General features: G+C 58.1%; 16 protein-coding genes. 6 read left to right on the top strand and 10 right to left on the bottom strand.

All coding sequences use genetic code 11. The features are described from left to right. Window positions 1–32 precede the first annotated feature (32 nt). Both recG and J3362_RS15470 read right to left on the bottom strand, forming a co-directional pair. Window positions 33–2,108, bottom strand: a complete 2,076-nt coding sequence (gene recG, locus J3362_RS15475) for an ATP-dependent DNA helicase RecG (RefSeq protein WP_349520842.1) — start codon at window positions 2,106–2,108, stop codon at window positions 33–35. An 8-nt stretch (window positions 2,109–2,116) separates the two neighbouring features. After that, the gene (locus J3362_RS15470) at window positions 2,117–3,076 is read right to left on the bottom strand and encodes a hydrogen peroxide-inducible genes activator (RefSeq protein ID WP_053114223.1); all 960 of its coding nucleotides are present in this window, start codon (window positions 3,074–3,076) and stop codon (window positions 2,117–2,119) included. Window positions 3,077–3,152: 76 nt separating this feature from the next. Between J3362_RS15470 and J3362_RS15465 the strand changes: the two genes are divergently transcribed. Beyond that, entirely contained in the window at window positions 3,153–4,019 is an 867-nt protein-coding gene (locus tag J3362_RS15465) for an NAD-dependent epimerase/dehydratase family protein (protein ID WP_349520840.1), read from the top strand. 61 nt (window positions 4,020–4,080) lie between these two features. Here J3362_RS15465 and ridA read toward each other — a convergent pair whose 3' ends face one another. The 4 genes from ridA to gmk form a co-directional block, all read right to left on the bottom strand. Continuing rightward, window positions 4,081–4,467: a deaminase RidA gene (ridA, locus tag J3362_RS15460; RefSeq protein ID WP_008169589.1), complete on the bottom strand. Its 387-nt coding sequence runs from the start codon at window positions 4,465–4,467 to the stop codon at window positions 4,081–4,083. Window positions 4,468–4,545: 78 nt separating this feature from the next. Beyond that, a complete protein-coding gene (locus J3362_RS15455; RefSeq protein ID WP_014575900.1) occupies window positions 4,546–6,687 on the bottom strand; it encodes a RelA/SpoT family protein in 2,142 nt (713 codons plus the stop codon). A 173-nt stretch (window positions 6,688–6,860) separates the two neighbouring features. After that, window positions 6,861–7,073 carry a DNA-directed RNA polymerase subunit omega gene (gene rpoZ / locus J3362_RS15450; RefSeq protein ID WP_008169593.1) on the bottom strand — a complete coding sequence of 71 codons (213 nt, stop codon included), beginning with the start codon at window positions 7,071–7,073 and terminating at the stop codon, window positions 6,861–6,863. Between the two features lie 86 nt (window positions 7,074–7,159). Continuing rightward, window positions 7,160–7,792: a guanylate kinase gene (gene gmk / locus J3362_RS15445; protein ID WP_349520837.1), complete on the bottom strand. Its 633-nt coding sequence runs from the start codon at window positions 7,790–7,792 to the stop codon at window positions 7,160–7,162. Between the two features lie 148 nt (window positions 7,793–7,940). Here gmk and J3362_RS15440 point away from each other — a divergent pair, with 148 nt between their 5' ends. Beyond that, a complete protein-coding gene (locus J3362_RS15440; RefSeq protein ID WP_349520836.1) occupies window positions 7,941–8,762 on the top strand; it encodes an RluA family pseudouridine synthase in 822 nt (273 codons plus the stop codon). Window positions 8,763–8,783: 21 nt separating this feature from the next. Here the strand turns inward: J3362_RS15440 and J3362_RS15435 are convergent, their stop codons facing one another. After that, window positions 8,784–9,650, bottom strand: coding sequence for a YicC/YloC family endoribonuclease (locus J3362_RS15435; RefSeq protein ID WP_349520834.1), 867 nt, complete (start codon window positions 9,648–9,650; stop codon window positions 8,784–8,786). Window positions 9,651–9,818: 168 nt separating this feature from the next. Between J3362_RS15435 and rph the strand changes: the two genes are divergently transcribed. Next, window positions 9,819–10,535 carry a ribonuclease PH gene (gene rph / locus J3362_RS15430; RefSeq protein ID WP_349520833.1) on the top strand — a complete coding sequence of 239 codons (717 nt, stop codon included), beginning with the start codon at window positions 9,819–9,821 and terminating at the stop codon, window positions 10,533–10,535. A 278-nt stretch (window positions 10,536–10,813) separates the two neighbouring features. Here the strand turns inward: rph and J3362_RS15425 are convergent, their stop codons facing one another. After that, the gene (locus tag J3362_RS15425; RefSeq protein ID WP_349520832.1) at window positions 10,814–11,620 is read right to left on the bottom strand and encodes an exodeoxyribonuclease III; all 807 of its coding nucleotides are present in this window, start codon (window positions 11,618–11,620) and stop codon (window positions 10,814–10,816) included. Window positions 11,621–11,701: 81 nt separating this feature from the next. Here J3362_RS15425 and pyrE point away from each other — a divergent pair, with 81 nt between their 5' ends. Continuing rightward, entirely contained in the window at window positions 11,702–12,340 is a 639-nt protein-coding gene (pyrE, locus tag J3362_RS15420; protein WP_008174208.1) for an orotate phosphoribosyltransferase, read from the top strand. Window positions 12,341–12,343: 3 nt separating this feature from the next. Further along, the gene (locus J3362_RS15415; protein ID WP_349520831.1) at window positions 12,344–12,997 is read left to right on the top strand and encodes a DUF4124 domain-containing protein; all 654 of its coding nucleotides are present in this window, start codon (window positions 12,344–12,346) and stop codon (window positions 12,995–12,997) included. A gap of 97 nt (window positions 12,998–13,094) precedes the next feature. Here J3362_RS15415 and J3362_RS15410 read toward each other — a convergent pair whose 3' ends face one another. Further along, window positions 13,095–13,517 (bottom strand): hypothetical protein, encoded by a 423-nt coding sequence (locus J3362_RS15410; protein WP_349520830.1) that lies wholly within the window; start codon window positions 13,515–13,517, stop codon window positions 13,095–13,097. A gap of 279 nt (window positions 13,518–13,796) precedes the next feature. On the opposite strand from J3362_RS15410, the gene J3362_RS15405 reads away from it, so the two are divergent. Further along, on the top strand, window positions 13,797–14,276 hold the full coding sequence (locus J3362_RS15405) for a fibronectin type III domain-containing protein (RefSeq protein ID WP_349520828.1): 480 nt from the start codon (window positions 13,797–13,799) through the stop codon (window positions 14,274–14,276). Between the two features lie 7 nt (window positions 14,277–14,283). Here J3362_RS15405 and J3362_RS15400 read toward each other — a convergent pair whose 3' ends face one another. Next, on the bottom strand, window positions 14,284–14,622 hold the full coding sequence (locus J3362_RS15400; protein ID WP_349520827.1) for a DUF2782 domain-containing protein: 339 nt from the start codon (window positions 14,620–14,622) through the stop codon (window positions 14,284–14,286). Window positions 14,623–14,639: the final 17 nt, after the last annotated feature.

Genomic DNA, 14,639 nt, shown 5'->3' with positions numbered 1-14,639 from the left:
TTCATACGCTTTCGAAGGCTCATTGGACGCCTTCACACGTCGCCATAGCGCGTCCGGTCGCCGAGCCATCGGCGAACTAGAGCCCGGACAATTTCCGGATGGACCATCAGGCCCGGTGCCATTTTCCGAACTGGCTCAATCCAGCCCTTGTCGCGTTCGAAGTCGGCCAGACGAAACTGCATCATACCGGTTTGCCGGGTACCCAAAACTTCGCCCGGCCCTCGAATCTCCAGGTCTTTCTCGGCAATAAAGAAGCCATCCTGGCTGTCCCTGAGCGCCTGCAGGCGGGCCTTGCCATTGGCAGACAGGGGCGGGTGATACATCAACACACAAAAACTCGCCTGCTCCCCCCGGCCAACCCGACCGCGAAGCTGATGCAACTGGGCCAGGCCGAGGCGCTCCGGATTCTCAATGATGATCAGCGAGGCATTGGGTACATCAACGCCTACTTCAATGACCGTTGTGGCCACCAGCAGGTCCAGCTCGCCAACTTTGAACTGCTCCATCACCGCCGCCTTTTCCTGAGCCTTGAGCCGGCCATGCACCAGCCCCACTTTCAGGTCCGGCAATCGCTCGGCAAGCTCCTGGGCAGTCACCTCCGCAGCTTGACACTGCAGAGCCTCGGATTCCTCGATCAGAGTGCAAACCCAATAGGCCTGTCGACCTTCCCGGCAGGCGCCCCGAACCCGTTCAATCACATCTTCCCTGCGGCTGTCGGGAATCACGATGGTTTCGATCGGCTTCCGTCCTGGAGGCAGTTCATCAATCACCGAGGTATCGAGATCGGCATAGGCGCTCATGGCAAGCGTACGGGGAATGGGTGTCGCGGTCATGATCAACTGGTGAGGTGCCAGTGAGCCACCGACACCCTTTTCCCGCAAGGCCAGCCTCTGGTGGACGCCGAAACGATGCTGTTCATCGACGATGACCAGGGCAAGACGGTGGAACGTGACATCGTCCTGAAACAGGGCATGGGTGCCGATCACCACGGCGGCATCCCCTGACTGGACCGCTTCCAGCGTTTCCGTCCGGGTCTTTCCTTTTACCTTCCCGGATAGCCACGCGAGACGGATGCCCAGAGGCTCCAGCCATGCCCGGAAATTCTGAAAATGCTGTTCGGCAAGGATTTCGGTGGGCGCCATCAGGGCTACTTGTGCACCGGCGCCAATAGCCTGCAACGCCGCCAATGCCGCGACGACGGTCTTGCCCGAGCCAACATCGCCCTGAACAAGCCGGAGCATCGGCAGTGGCTGGCTCAGGTCCTGACGGATGTCGGCCAGCACATGGCGCTGGGCACCGGTGAGTGCAAAGGGCAGGGAATCCAGGAAACGCTCGGGCAAATCCCCCGTGGGCAGGAGCGGGAGCGCTTCACGGGCCTGAATCTGCTCACGTACCTGGAGCAAGCTCAGCTGATGGGCCAGCAGTTCCTCCATCACCAGGCGCTGTTGCGCCGGATGGCGTCCTTCCATAAGCAGGTTGACCGGCGCGCTGGCTGGCGGGGAATGCACCAGCTGGACAGCTTCGGTGATTCCGGGCAGCTGATACTCGGCCAGCAGGTTCCCGGGCAACCAGTCACGGATCGGGAACCGGTCAAGATAGGCCAGAGCCTGCTGGCAGAGCGAGCGGACGCGTGGCTGCTGGATGCCCTCTGTAAGCGGGTAAACCGGGGTCAGGGTCGCATCACCTTCCGCCGGCATGGGCGGCGGATTGATCTGGTACTCAGGGTGGTAGAACTCATAACCTGCGCGCCCGGGCCGGACTTCGCCAAAGCAGCGAACCCTGGCGCCCTCGCTCAACTGGTTTTTCTGGGCCGCGTTGAAATGAAAAAAGCGCATCACCAGAAACCCGCTGTTATCCCGGAGGGTTACTTGCAAACTGCGTCTGCGACCCATGATCAGGTCCGCTTTCATAACCTCCCCTTCCACCACGGCCACATCACCGATGCGAAGACTTCCCATGGGTATTACCCGGGTTCTGTCTTCGTATCGATGAGGCAGGTGAAACAGCAGGTCCTGCAGGGAGGTAATACCCAGCTTGGCGAGCTTTTCTGCCAGGGCGTTGCCTACGCCCTTGAGCTGGGTGACCGGTATGTCATCCAGTGACGTCATAGTCAGGCTCAGGCGCTTTCAGCCACAACCGGTGTGTCTGTTTTCGCCTTTTCGATTACCCGGCACTGGCTGGCAGCCAGGGAGAGCACATCAATAGCCTTGGGCCGCGGGAACGTAACCCGCCAGGCCAGAGCCACTGTGCGGAACGGCACCGGGGGCGCAAACGGTCGAACGGCCAGAATGTCCTCGTGGTACTGCATGGCGGTGGCGGCCGAGAGCGGTAATACCGTGATACCCAGGCCGGAAGCGACCATATGGCGGATGGTTTCCAGAGAACTGCCTTCGGTCACCAGCGCCGGTGAGCCGTTGTTTGCCCGGTGGGTTACGGCCTCTACCAGCGGTGGGCAGGATTCCAGAACCTGATCCCGGAAACAATGTCCGGGCCCGAGCAATAGTAATTGCTCCTTGGCCAGCTCGTCGGCAGTCAACTGCTCCTTGCTGGCCAGAGGATGCCCGGCGGGCAGCAACACCACGAAAGGCTCGTCGTAGAGCGGCAGGGTAACCACTTCCGGCTCCTCGAACGGCAGGGCAATAATGATGGCATCCAGCTCAGACTGCCGGAGTTTCTGCCTCAGGTTGGCGGTGTAGTTCTCTTCGATATAGAGCGGCATTTCCGGGGCCGCACGCCTCAATTCCGGGAGCAGGTGCGGGAACAGATAGGGACCGATGGTGTAGATCGCACCGACCTTCAGAGGCGAATTGAGCTGGTTCTTGCCATCCTGAGCCATGTCTTTGATCAGGCCGACCTGATCGAGCACCCGCTGGGCCTGCTCGATAATGCGCAGACCGGTTTCGGTTACGCGGATGCTGCTTTTGCTTCGCTCGAATAGAGGGATACCGAGCTCGTCTTCCAGCTTTTTCACAGCAACACTGAGCGTTGGCTGGCTGACATGGCAACGCTCTGCAGCCCGGCCAAAATGCCTTTCGCGGGCCAGCGTAACGACGTATCGTAACTCGGTGAGAGTCATGGTGAGCTCCGGTCAGATAGATGCGGGTCGAAGTTTCACGAATTTATGAGGTAAAGCATAAGGATTGAAATTGTCTATGGCAATCACTGAAAGTCGTAAGACGCCCCGAATTCTCGTTGCCGGTTGCGGCAAACTCGGTGGCGCCATTGCCAGTCGGCTGACAACCTCGGCCACCGTGTTTGGCCTGCGGCGAAATCCCGGGCGTGTTCCCGAGGGCGTTCACGGCATTGGCGCCGATCTGACCAGGCCTGAGACCCTGGCCCGCAAACTTCCTGCTGATCTCGATATCATCCTCTATTGCCTGACGCCCTCCAGCTACGACCAGCAGGGCTATCGCGATGCCTATGTGACTGGCCTGGAAAATTTGTTGGCGGCCCTCGGCAGTCAGTCTCTGAAGCACCTTTTCTTTGTGAGCAGCAGTAGTGTCTATTCACAGGATGACGACAGCTGGGTAGATGAATCCAGCCCCACAGAACCGGCCCGATTCAGCGGCGAGCAGGTCCTGGCCGGTGAACAGACCGCATTGGAAAGCGGCCATCCAGCGACAATCATTCGATACAGCGGCATTTACGGGCCTTCACGGCGTCGTTTTCTCGAGGAGGTCCGGGAGGGGCGCATGAATCCGGCGAAGCCAGCACCGTTCAGTAACCGGATTCACGAGGAGGATGCAGCGGAGGCGGCTGCCCACCTTGTGAAGCTGGCACTTTCGGGAGCGTCACTGGAGCCCTGCTACCTTGCCAGCGATTGCGAGCCGGTAAGACTTGATGAGGTAGTAGATTGGGTGAGGCAGCAAACGCCCTGCGCATATCCGCAGCCCGATGCCCGGAAAGGCGGCCGGGCAGGGAGCAAACGCTGCAGCAACAAGCGACTGCTGGGCACCGGCTTCCAGTTCCGCTATCCGGATTTCCGTGCCGGCTACCGCGCCATGATTGACCAGGGATAAGCCTCCGGCATTAAAAAAGGCGGCCTTGGCCGCCTTTTCTCAATTCAGGTGTTAGCAGATCTTAGCTGAGCACCATCACCGCTTCCATTTCAATGGGCACTCCCTTGGGCAGCGCCGCGACACCCACCGCCGCCCGGGCCGGATACGGTTCCTGGAAATAGGTGGCCATGATCTCGTTGACCGTGGCGAAATTAGCCAGGTCCGTCATGTAGATGTTCAGTTTCACGATGTCCTTCAGCTCGCCACCGGCGGCTTCGCAAACGGCCTTGAGGTTATCGAATACCTGCCGGGTCTTGGCAGAGAAATCGCCGGCGACCACTTCCATGGTTTCCGGCACCAGCGGAATCTGGCCAGACAGGTACACGGTATCTCCTGCCTTTACCGCCTGGGAGTATGTGCCGATTGCCTGGGGCGCATTCTCGGTCTGAATTACGGATTTGTTGGTCATGACCCTTGGTTTCCTCTCTTCCAAAACGCCAATCCTCGCCCTTGCGTAGCGCGCCTGTCAACCGGGCTTTGGTCGGGGTCAGTGCCGCACACGGCTGATGTGGGTGATCGCACGAATGTTGCGGATCCGGCGCATCACCCGGGCCAGGTGCCGGCGACCATTAACGTGTACCACGAGACTGACAACGCCAAAGCGGGCGTTCTGCTCTTCCACATTAATGCGCTCGATATTGCCGTCCGCCATGGCAACCGCATTGGCCATCTCGGCAATCACACCGCGCTGGCGCTCCAGCTCTACCCTTAGCTCCACGGAAAATTCGTCGGTAATGTCCTTGGCCCATTTAAGATGAGTGAGGCGAGCCCGACCCTCATCGTCCTCGGGCAACCGGGAGCAGGTATCGGAATGAATCACCATACCTTTGCCGGAATCCATCACCCCAACCACCGGATCTCCCGGAATCGGCTTGCAACAGCTGGCGAACCTTACCAGAAGCCCCTCAGTGCCACGAATGGTCACCGGACTGTGATTGCCACCCTCGATATCCCTGGGCGCCTCAATGGCTTCGGCAACCTCTGAGCCGCTCGCGAGCTGACGGGCGACCAGGTAGGCCATCCGGTTGCCGAGTCCGATGTCACTGATCAGATCGTCAAAACTGTTCACCTGATTGTGGTTCACCACCGCCTGCTTCTGGGCGTCGCTGATCTCGGACAGCTTCGCACCAAACCCCTTCAGGGATTTCTTCAGCAGGGTGCGGCCGAGCTCCAGTGATTCCGCGCGCTTCTGGCTCTTGAGCACGTGCCGGATGCTGCTCCGGGCCTTGCCGGTCACCACGAAACTGAGCCAGGCCGGGTTGGGCCGGGCGCCGGGCGCAGTGATAATTTCCACGGTCTGGCCACTCTGCAGGGGCTGGCTGAGGGAACCCAGGTTGCGGTTGATTCGACAGGCGACGGTAGCGTTGCCGATATCGGTGTGGATGGCATAGGCAAAGTCCACCGGCGTTGCCCCGCTTGGCAACTCCATGATGCGGCCCTTGGGGGTGAAAACGTATATCTCGTCCGGGAACAGGTCTACCTTCACATGCTCGATAAACTCCATGGAGTCATCGGCCCGTTCCCGCATTTCCATCAGCCCCTTCACCCAGCGGTCCACCCGGGCCTGGTTGGCGCTGGTCACGCTGCTGGGTTCATTCTTGTACATCCAGTGCGCCGCAATACCGTTATTGGCGATATGCTCCATCTCCTCGGTACGGATCTGGATCTCGATGTTCACGTGCATCCCGAACAGGGTGGTGTGGATGGACTGGTAGCCATTGGCCTTGGGCATGGCTATGTAGTCCTTGAAGCGGCCCGGGAGGGGCTTGTAGAGGCTGTGCACGGCGCCCAGGATCCGGTAGCAGTCGTCTTCGGTATCGGTGATGATCCGGAACGCGTAAACATCCATGATTTCATGGAAGGACTTCTGCTTGAACTTCATCTTGTTGTAGATGCTGTTCAGGTGCTTTTCCCGGCCCAGAATCCGCCCCGGCAGGCCGCGCTCTTCCAACTTTTCCTGCAGTTTGCCGCGAATGTCCTCGATGATTTCGCGGTGGCTGCCCCTGAGCTTGTCCACCGCTTTTGAAATGTACTTCGAACGCATCGGATACAGGGAGGTGAACCCCAGATCCTCGAGCTCGGTGCAGATGGAGTGCATACCCAGGCGGTTCGCGATGGGGGCGTAGATATCGAGGGTCTCGGTGGCAATGCGCTGGCGCTTCTCATAGGGCATTGGGCCCAGGGTGCGCATATTGTGAAGGCGGTCCGCCAGCTTCACCAGGATTACCCGAATATCTCTGGCCATGGCCAGAGTCATCTTCTGGAAGTTTTCAGCCTGGGCTTCCGCCCGGGACCGGAATTCGATCTGGGTAAGCTTGCTGACCCCATCCACCAGTTCCGCAACATCGTCACCGAACTGCTCCGCCAAGGCATCCTTGGGAATGCCGGTGTCTTCGATTACATCGTGAAGCATCGCCGCCATCAGGCTCTGATGGTCCAGACGGAGATCAGCGAGAATATGGGCAACAGCCAGGGGGTGAGTAATGTACCGGTCGCCGCTTTTGCGCATCTGGCCCTCATGGGCCTGCTCGGCATAATAATAGGCGCGTCGCACCTGATTGATGCGAGTGGTATCCAGATAGGAACTTAGCTCTCGAGCCAGTCCTTCAACCGTAGCCTCTGCCGACACCGCGCCTCCACGACTTCATGAAATTCAGGGACAAAAAAACCCGAATGCACGCATCCGGGTCCTTCCAGAGTCCTTCCAGCAACGTTCTATAAATACACTATAAAACCGCGGGGACAGATTTCAATACTTCTCGCTTGCGGACAGATACTTATAGACCTGGATCCGCAGCTGGGTCACTCGTCGTCTTCTTCCTTGAGGAGATCACGAGTAATCTTGCCTTCGGCAATTTCGCGCAGAGCGATAACCGTCGGCTTATCATTTTCTTCAGCCACCATCGGCTCGGCACCCTTGGTAGCGAGCTGACGGGCACGCTTGGTTGCCAGCATTACCAGCTGGAAGCGGTTATCAACGTTTTCCAGACAATCTTCAACGGTAACTCGTGCCATAACTTCCCCGACTCATAAAATGACTGTTTCAGCAGACCGCACAGTTTACTGTGGCCGGTTCAATTTGTATACAGGAAAACCCCGTATCACGCCGGGCCGGACAATCCCGCCAGCAACGCCCGATGCCTTGGCTGCTGCGCTTCCATGCGAAGGCGCTGGGCCCGGACAATCGCGAGCAGATCTCCGAGAGCGGATTCGAAGTCGTCATTGACCACAAGAAAGTCGAACTCCACCGCGTGGCGGCACTCTTCCTCAGCCTCGGCCAGGCGCCGCTCTACGACCTCCGGCGCATCGGTGCCACGCCCGACCAGTCGCTCGCGCAGTACTTCCGGCGACGGTGGCACGATGAAGATACTGACACACTCTGGAATAAGCCGTCGCACCTGCGCGGCACCCTGCCAGTCGATCTCCAGGATCACATCCTGGCCCGTTGCCAGAGTTTCCCGAACCCATGCCTGGGAAGTGCCGTAGTAATTGCCGAAGACATCGGCGTGCTCAAGAAAGTCGCCCTCGCCAATCATCGCCTCGAACACGGCCCGACTGACAAAGTGGTAGTTCACTCCGTTCTGTTCGCCCTCCCGCATGGTGCGGGTCGTGTGCGAGACGGAAACACCGAGCTTCTCGTCATTGCGGAGCATTTCCGCCACAAGGCTGGTCTTGCCGGCACCGGATGGCGCGGAGATAACGTACAGAGTACCCTGCTCAACTGCCTGACTCATAACCCGAGAACTCCAAACCTGGACACGGCGGCCGCGTATTCCGGCCAGTAAAGCACGGAATTATACGGACTTTGGCAAAACACCGCACCCCACAAGGGCGACAGCTGATACCATTTGCCTATCCACTGTTCAGCGACTGCAAGAACCCATGCGAACTACCATCGACATCACCGTGAAGCAGCCCGGCAAAGCCATCGACGCCCTGAGCGAGGCGGCCCCCGGGCTTTCGCGTCAGAAAATCAAGGACGCGATGACCAAAGGCGCCTGCTGGTGGACTCACAAAGGCAAGCGCCTTCGGCTACGCCGTGCCACAAAGGAGTTAAAACCGGGTATCCGACTGCAGCTTTACTACGACGAGAAGGTGCTTGAGAGGAAACCGGAAGAGCCTACTCTCCTGGAGAATGCGGGGCGCTACACCGTCTGGTTCAAACCTCATGGACTTCTGGCCCAGGGCTCCCAGTGGGGCGACCACTGCAGTTTGCTTCGCCTGGCCGAAATCCAGCTTGAGCAACCATGCCACCTGATCCACAGGCTCGACGCCGACGCTGCCGGGCTGATGCTGATCGCCCATGATTCGAAAGCGGCCGGCGCCCTTTCCCAATTTTTTTCGGGGCGGACCATGACCAAACACTACCAGGCGCGAGTGGCCGGCCTTATGGACGCTCGAGAGCAGCTCGTTGATGCGCCCGTCGAGGGCAAGGCGGCCGTCAGCCGTGTATCAACGCTCGAGCTGGACGAAACCGGGGAAACTTCGCTGGTGGAAGTCAGTATCGAAACCGGACGAAAACACCAGATTCGCCGGCATCTGGCGGGCCTAGGCCATCCGATCATCGGTGATCGCCTTTACGGGCGACCGGCCGGCGCCCCCCTGCAACTTCTCGCCTTTTACCTCGAATTCGACTGTCCTCTGAACAAGCGCAAGATGATATTCGAACTGCCGGCGGAACTGAGCGACCTCAAACTGAACTGACCACCGGCGGAGAGATCCGGCTTATTCCAGATTCTGAACCTGCTCTCGCATCTGCTCGATCAGAACCTTGAGATCCACTGCAGTGCGGGTAACGCCGGCATCAATGCTCTTGCTGCTCAGGGTGTTGGCCTCTCGATTCAGCTCCTGCATGAGAAAATCCAGCCGCCGACCAATGGCATCTTCGCTTTTCAGGGTATCGGACACCTCACCAATATGGGCATCCAGCCGGTCAAGCTCCTCGGCCACATCGCTCTTCTGGGCCAGCATCACCATCTCCTGGGCAACCCGATCGGCATCCAACTCCACTTTCGCTTTTTCGAACCGGTCCCGAAGTGTTTTTTCCTGGGCCTCGAGCAATTCCGGCATACGTTTACGAACCTCGGCGACGAGATTGCCCATGGTGTTAAGGCGCTCCTCAAACAGTGGCCGCAGACGCTCACCCTCTCGCTCACGTACTGAAGCGAGTTCGGCCACGGTCTGCTCGAACAGGCCAACAGCGGCGTCCTTGGCAGGACTGTAGTCCTGCTCGGGCACTGACAGCACGCCCGGCCACCTGAGTATGTCCAGGGCATTGATGTGGGCCGGGTTATCCAGAATCCGGTTGATATGGTTGGCCGCCTCGTTCACCGCCTGGGCCATGTCTTCGCTGATCTCGAAGCTTTGCGAACCTTTCTCTGCCGACTGCAAACGCATGGATACATCCACCTTGCCCCGTTTCAACTGCTTCCTCAGCTCTTCCCGGAACCGGTTTTCCAGCTCCCGAAACGCGTCCGGCAGGCGGAAGGAGGGTTCGAGATACCGGTGATTCACAGTCCGGATTTCACAGGTCAACGTTCCCCAGTCTCCCTGGACGTCCTTGCGGGCAAATGCGGTCATACTTCGGATCATGTCAGCTCCGCTTCGATAGATATGGATCACTCAAGTTTAACAGGCTCTTAACAGCGACGGCGAACCGGACAAAAGGCCAACCCCAACGTGTTATACTGACCGACCTTTTCGACAAACGTTCTCCCGGGACATGCGCCCGGACATTCAATACTGACTTCAGGAAACACTATGCGTCCAAGCGGCAGAACGCCCGAGCAACCCAGAGATGTTCGAATCACCCGCAACTATACCCGCCATGCCGAAGGCTCGGTGCTGGTGGAATTCGGGGACACAAAAGTCATCTGCACTGCCTCCATCGAAAACAAGGTTCCTCCGTTTCTGAGGGGTGAAGGCAAGGGCTGGATCACCGCCGAATACGGCATGCTGCCCCGCTCTACCGGCAGCCGAATGGGCCGGGAAGCCGCCCGCGGCAAACAGGGTGGCCGGACCGTCGAAATCCAGCGCCTGATTGGCCGCTCCCTGCGTGCAGCGGTGGATCTGACCGCTCTCGGTGAACACTCCATCACCATTGACTGCGATGTCATCCAGGCCGATGGCGGCACCCGCACCGCAGCCATCACCGGCGGCTGCGTGGCACTGGTTGATGCCCTGAACCACCTGGTTGCTGACAAGCGCCTCAAGAAATCTCCGCTCAAGCAGATGGTCGCCGCGCTTTCAGTCGGTGTTTACAAAGGCACCCCGGTGGTGGATCTGGACTACCCGGAAGACTCCGAAGCCGAAACCGACATGAACGTCATCATGACGGACCAGGGCGGTTTCATTGAGATTCAGGGGACTGCGGAAGGTGCACCGTTCGACCAGTCAGAACTGGACAGCATGCTGACTCTGGCCAAACAGGGTATTGAGCAGTTGTTTGAGATTCAGAAGGCGGCGCTGGCAGATTAAGTTTGTTGCCCGCGTGTCCGGAGGAGGAAACCTTTCCGGGACACGCTACAAGCACATCCATGTGCGCTCGGCTCCGGCCTTCCCTGGCCGGAGACGGTCCCGGAAAGGTTTCCCCCTCCGAACCCGCTACTGTTCGAAAAACCTCACAAGCCCGGGGTGCCTGCGTGGCAACGCTTTCCCAGACTGTTGAGGGCCATGGATGGCCCGATTCAAGCGCACAGGGAAGTGCTTGTAGCGTGTCTGGGAAAGCGTTGCCGCGCAGGCGCCTTCCTCAGAGCTTAGAAGCCGATTTCGATGTCGTAATCCATGATCACCGGGGCGTGATCAGAGAAGCGGGTTGAGTCGTCAATCCAGCCATCTTCGATGGTCTTGCGGATTCCCGGTGTCAGCAGCTGGTAATCCACCCGGATGCCGGCATTCTTGCGGGAACCCTCGGCCTGCTCGGGCCACCAGGTGAACTGGTTGCTCTGCTTGTTGATCTCCCGGAAGCCGTCAACGCAGCCCATCTCATCGAACAGACGATCCAACCACGCACGCTCGTGGGGCAGGAAACCGGAGAAATCCAGTTTGTGGTACAGCGGGCTGGCGTCGGTTACGTGATGGGCAGTCTGCAGGTTCGCGCAGAAGATGAACTGACGGCGCTTACGAAGGGTCTTTTGCATGTGCAGACCGAAGGACTCCATGAATTCGTCCTTGTGGTCGAGAACCGTCAGGTCGTCCTCGCCAATCAGCTCGTCCTCACGACCCAGCGCACAGGGCGCCAGGACGCAGGCAACCGAGACCTTGTCAAAATCGGCCTGAATGAACCGGCCTTCCCGATCAGCCTGTTCGTTGGCAAATCCATACATGATGGCCTTCGGGAAATGACGGGTGTATATGCCGACACCGCCATCCTCATACTTTTCGCCATCAATAAAGTAGGCCTCGTAACCTTCCGGAATCAGGTTATAGTCCTCAACCTCGTAGGCCCGCATGCGATGGTCCTGAACGCAGACCACGTCAGCGTCCTGCTCCGCCAGCCAGTCGAAAAAACCTTTTTCAACAGCCTGGGCGAGGCCATTGACGCTGATTGATACTACCCGCATACGTGTTCCCTGATTCGGTTTGTGTGTATGATACCGTTTTTACGAGCTAATTAAAGATCAACACCCGCCAGAAGCCTTGTCATGCACGACTATCAGCAAAAATTTATCGAATTTGCCATCCGCCGGAATGTACTACGCTTTGGTGAGTTTACGCTCAAGTCGGGCCGAACCAGCCCCTACTTCTTTAACGCTGGCTTGTTTAATACCGGGGACGACCTGCTTCAGTTAAGCAAGGCCTATGCCGCCGCGATAGCACGCAGCGGACTGGATTATGACATCATTTTCGGGCCAGCCTATAAGGGCATTCCGTTGGCCACAGTCACAGCCATGGCGCTGGCTACAGATGGTAACAGCAAACCCTTTGCGTTTAACCGCAAGGAAAAGAAAGATCATGGTGAGGGCGGCAACATTGTTGGCGCACCGTTACAGGGCAAAGTGCTGATTGTGGATGATGTGATTACCGCCGGCACCGCGATCCGGGAATCCATAGACATCATTCGGGCCGCCGGAGCCGAACCAGCAGGCGTGTTGATTGCGCTGGATCGCCAGGAGAAAGGCAATGGCGAATTGTCTGCCATCCAGGAAGTGGAGAAGGAATTCGGCATTCCGGTGGTGAGCATTATTCGCCTCGAACAGGTTTTGGACTATCTTAAAGCCAATCCGGAGTTTGCCGGACATGCCGAGAAGGTAGCCAGTTATCGGGATCGTTACGGAGTCTGATTGATGGCCAATCGTCTGACCGCACTGTCTGTTAAAACGACGGCACTGGCACTTGCCCTGGGGTTCTCTGCCCAGGCAGCAGCCAATATGTACCGTTACACGGATGAGAACGGCCAGATCGTAATCAGCAGCACCATCCCCCAGGAAGCCACCAAGCGTGGCTATGACATCCTGAATGACAATGGCCGCGTAATTGACATCATTCCGCCGGCACCCACCGAAGAAGAGATTGCTGCCCGGGAAGCGGAAAAACAGCGCCAGAAGGAACTCGCAGAACAGCGCGAGCAAGACCGGGCGCTACTGAAACGCTTCAGCCACCCGGATCAGGCCGTGAAAGCCATGCACCGGAAAATCCGCGAGCTCGAGGGTCTTATTCAGCTCAAGCGCGGCAATATATCGGTGATATCCAGCCAGCTGGATAACGAACAGAGTCGGGCCGCCAACATGGAGCGGGCCGGTCGCGAGATTCCAGAGGGCACGCTGGAGAAAATCCGGCGGCTGGAGGCCCAGATTCGCGATATCGAGCGGGAAATCACCTCACAGACCCAGGAAATCGAGGAACTACGCAAGGCCTTTGAAGCCGACATCGAGCGCCTGGAAGAGGTTACCGGCGAGGCACGAACCCTGCCACTTGATCATACCAAGACCGAAAACTGATCCTGCACTGAAATTTCCGAGACCACGAAAAAGGCCACCGGTGTTACCCGGTGGCCTTCTCATTTCACTCACCGATTGGTGAGACGCTATCCGCAATTCAGGCGGATGCAGTGCTCTTCTTGGCAGTTGAAGTGGTCTTGCGCGCAGTGGTCTTGCGTGCAGCCGTCTTCTTCGGCTCAACAGATTTCTTCGCATCCTGCGCAGCGTCAGACACGTCTTCCGCGGCTTCTGCGACTGCATCAGCGCCTTCGGCTGCTTCTTTTTCCAGCTTGGCGACCAGGTCACCAGCGAAGCTGCCAAAACGGCTGTTCAGGTTGCGCAGCTGATCGAACAGGCTGTCACTGTAGCCGTTGTAACGCTTGCGCAGGGTCTTCACGCTGTACTCGCGCGCTTCAGACTCGAGCTTCTCGGCGTAATCGAACGGCTTGGAGGCCAGCTTCTTCTGCTGCTCTTCAGCGGCGTTGATACCCTTGTCCACGATTTCCTGGAGCTGTTCCTGATAAGACTTGAGTTTACCCATGATAAATCCCCTTCGTTTCCTGAAAGTTCCAAGGCCCTGTCGAAACCAGTGCAACTAAGGCCTTACTTCAATCTCACAACCCAAGTTACGCTCTAAAATTAGAATGTTCATACTAAAAGCAGGAAGTGGGCGAATAAGGGCTTTTACGGATTATTCACTTGATCCTGAAAACCCCGCTGGCATAATCCCGAGCTGTCACAGAAGCCCGTCTCCCCGTTTTATTCAGGCTCCATACGCTTAATCAACAAAGGCCTCGATCAGGCCCGTATGCGAGTTACCATGACCACCAGTAAACCCAGACATCCGCCCGGCTCCCGGTTTCTTATCCCGCTGATCGCCGCGTCTTTCCTCCTTACCGCCTGCCAGGAGGATTCCCGCGCAACCAGAACGAGCTCCGATCGGGCCAGTGAAATTGCAAATTCGCGACTGGACAAAGCTACCGACGGGCTGATGAACACTCTTGGGCAGGCCCGCGAACCCGGATATACGGGCACTGAACCTAAAGAATTGACATGGACAGCTCCGCTGACCCGTGAAGACGGCTCGTCACTGACCCTTGGAGAGATTGCAGAATTCAGGGTTTACTATCGCCTCAGGCACCAGGAAAGCTTCAGGGTCATCCACATTGAGAGTACTTCGACCACAAGGCTCTCTCTGGCAGAGATGGCGCCAGGCGCTTACGAATTCGCCATCACCACCGTGGATATTCAGGGGTTGGAGAGCCGGCGCTCAACGCCGGTCAACGTCGATCTGATCTGACTGGGGTTTACCAGCGGAAAATCACCCAGCTGGGTACCAACATGTCGGACTCGGTTTCCCGGATCCATCCGCCGCCATCCGCCGGCACCAGGTAGTACTCCGGCCCCACTTCCGGCACAACTTTGATTTCCATCAGCTGTCCGTTGACCCGGTATTCGTAGAACACTTCCTGCTCGCCCGGGCGAATAACAATCTCGGGACCCTGACCCGCAGGCTGGTAATCCGAGATCACCACAGGCTCTTCGGGAGTTACCACCGGTGTCTCATCCAGAGCGCCTTCTTCCTGGGCCAAAGCAGCCATAGGCAAACAGGCGAGCAACAAAGCCGGACAGGCGATTCGTTTCATTTTCGTGATACCCTTTC

The organism is Marinobacter sp. NFXS11 (assembly GCF_040148675.1).
GTDB lineage: Bacteria > Pseudomonadota > Gammaproteobacteria > Pseudomonadales > Oleiphilaceae > Marinobacter.
This window is presented reverse-complemented; position numbering and strand designations above follow the sequence as displayed.

What these genes read in the sequence shown, in the direction of transcription:
- ridA (WP_008169589.1), bottom strand. Translation starts at nt 4,467, where the DNA reads ATGACCAACAAATCCGTAATTCAGACCGAGAATGCGCCCCAGGCAATC.
- J3362_RS15410 (WP_349520830.1), bottom strand. Translation starts at nt 13,517, where the DNA reads ATGGGTAAACTCAAGTCTTATCAGGAACAGCTCCAGGAAATCGTGGAC.
- gmk (WP_349520837.1), bottom strand. Translation starts at nt 7,792, where the DNA reads ATGAGTCAGGCAGTTGAGCAGGGTACTCTGTACGTTATCTCCGCGCCA.
- J3362_RS15435 (WP_349520834.1), bottom strand. Translation starts at nt 9,650, where the DNA reads ATGATCCGAAGTATGACCGCATTTGCCCGCAAGGACGTCCAGGGAGAC.
- J3362_RS15440 (WP_349520836.1), top strand. Translation starts at nt 7,941, where the DNA reads ATGCGAACTACCATCGACATCACCGTGAAGCAGCCCGGCAAAGCCATC.
- rpoZ (WP_008169593.1), bottom strand. Translation starts at nt 7,073, where the DNA reads ATGGCACGAGTTACCGTTGAAGATTGTCTGGAAAACGTTGATAACCGC.
- J3362_RS15415 (WP_349520831.1), top strand. Translation starts at nt 12,344, where the DNA reads ATGGCCAATCGTCTGACCGCACTGTCTGTTAAAACGACGGCACTGGCA.
- rph (WP_349520833.1), top strand. Translation starts at nt 9,819, where the DNA reads ATGCGTCCAAGCGGCAGAACGCCCGAGCAACCCAGAGATGTTCGAATC.
- pyrE (WP_008174208.1), top strand. Translation starts at nt 11,702, where the DNA reads ATGCACGACTATCAGCAAAAATTTATCGAATTTGCCATCCGCCGGAAT.
- recG (WP_349520842.1), bottom strand. Translation starts at nt 2,108, where the DNA reads ATGACGTCACTGGATGACATACCGGTCACCCAGCTCAAGGGCGTAGGC.
- J3362_RS15400 (WP_349520827.1), bottom strand. Translation starts at nt 14,622, where the DNA reads ATGAAACGAATCGCCTGTCCGGCTTTGTTGCTCGCCTGTTTGCCTATG.
- J3362_RS15465 (WP_349520840.1), top strand. Translation starts at nt 3,153, where the DNA reads ATGGCAATCACTGAAAGTCGTAAGACGCCCCGAATTCTCGTTGCCGGT.
- J3362_RS15470 (WP_053114223.1), bottom strand. Translation starts at nt 3,076, where the DNA reads ATGACTCTCACCGAGTTACGATACGTCGTTACGCTGGCCCGCGAAAGG.
- J3362_RS15405 (WP_349520828.1), top strand. Translation starts at nt 13,797, where the DNA reads ATGACCACCAGTAAACCCAGACATCCGCCCGGCTCCCGGTTTCTTATC.
- J3362_RS15425 (WP_349520832.1), bottom strand. Translation starts at nt 11,620, where the DNA reads ATGCGGGTAGTATCAATCAGCGTCAATGGCCTCGCCCAGGCTGTTGAA.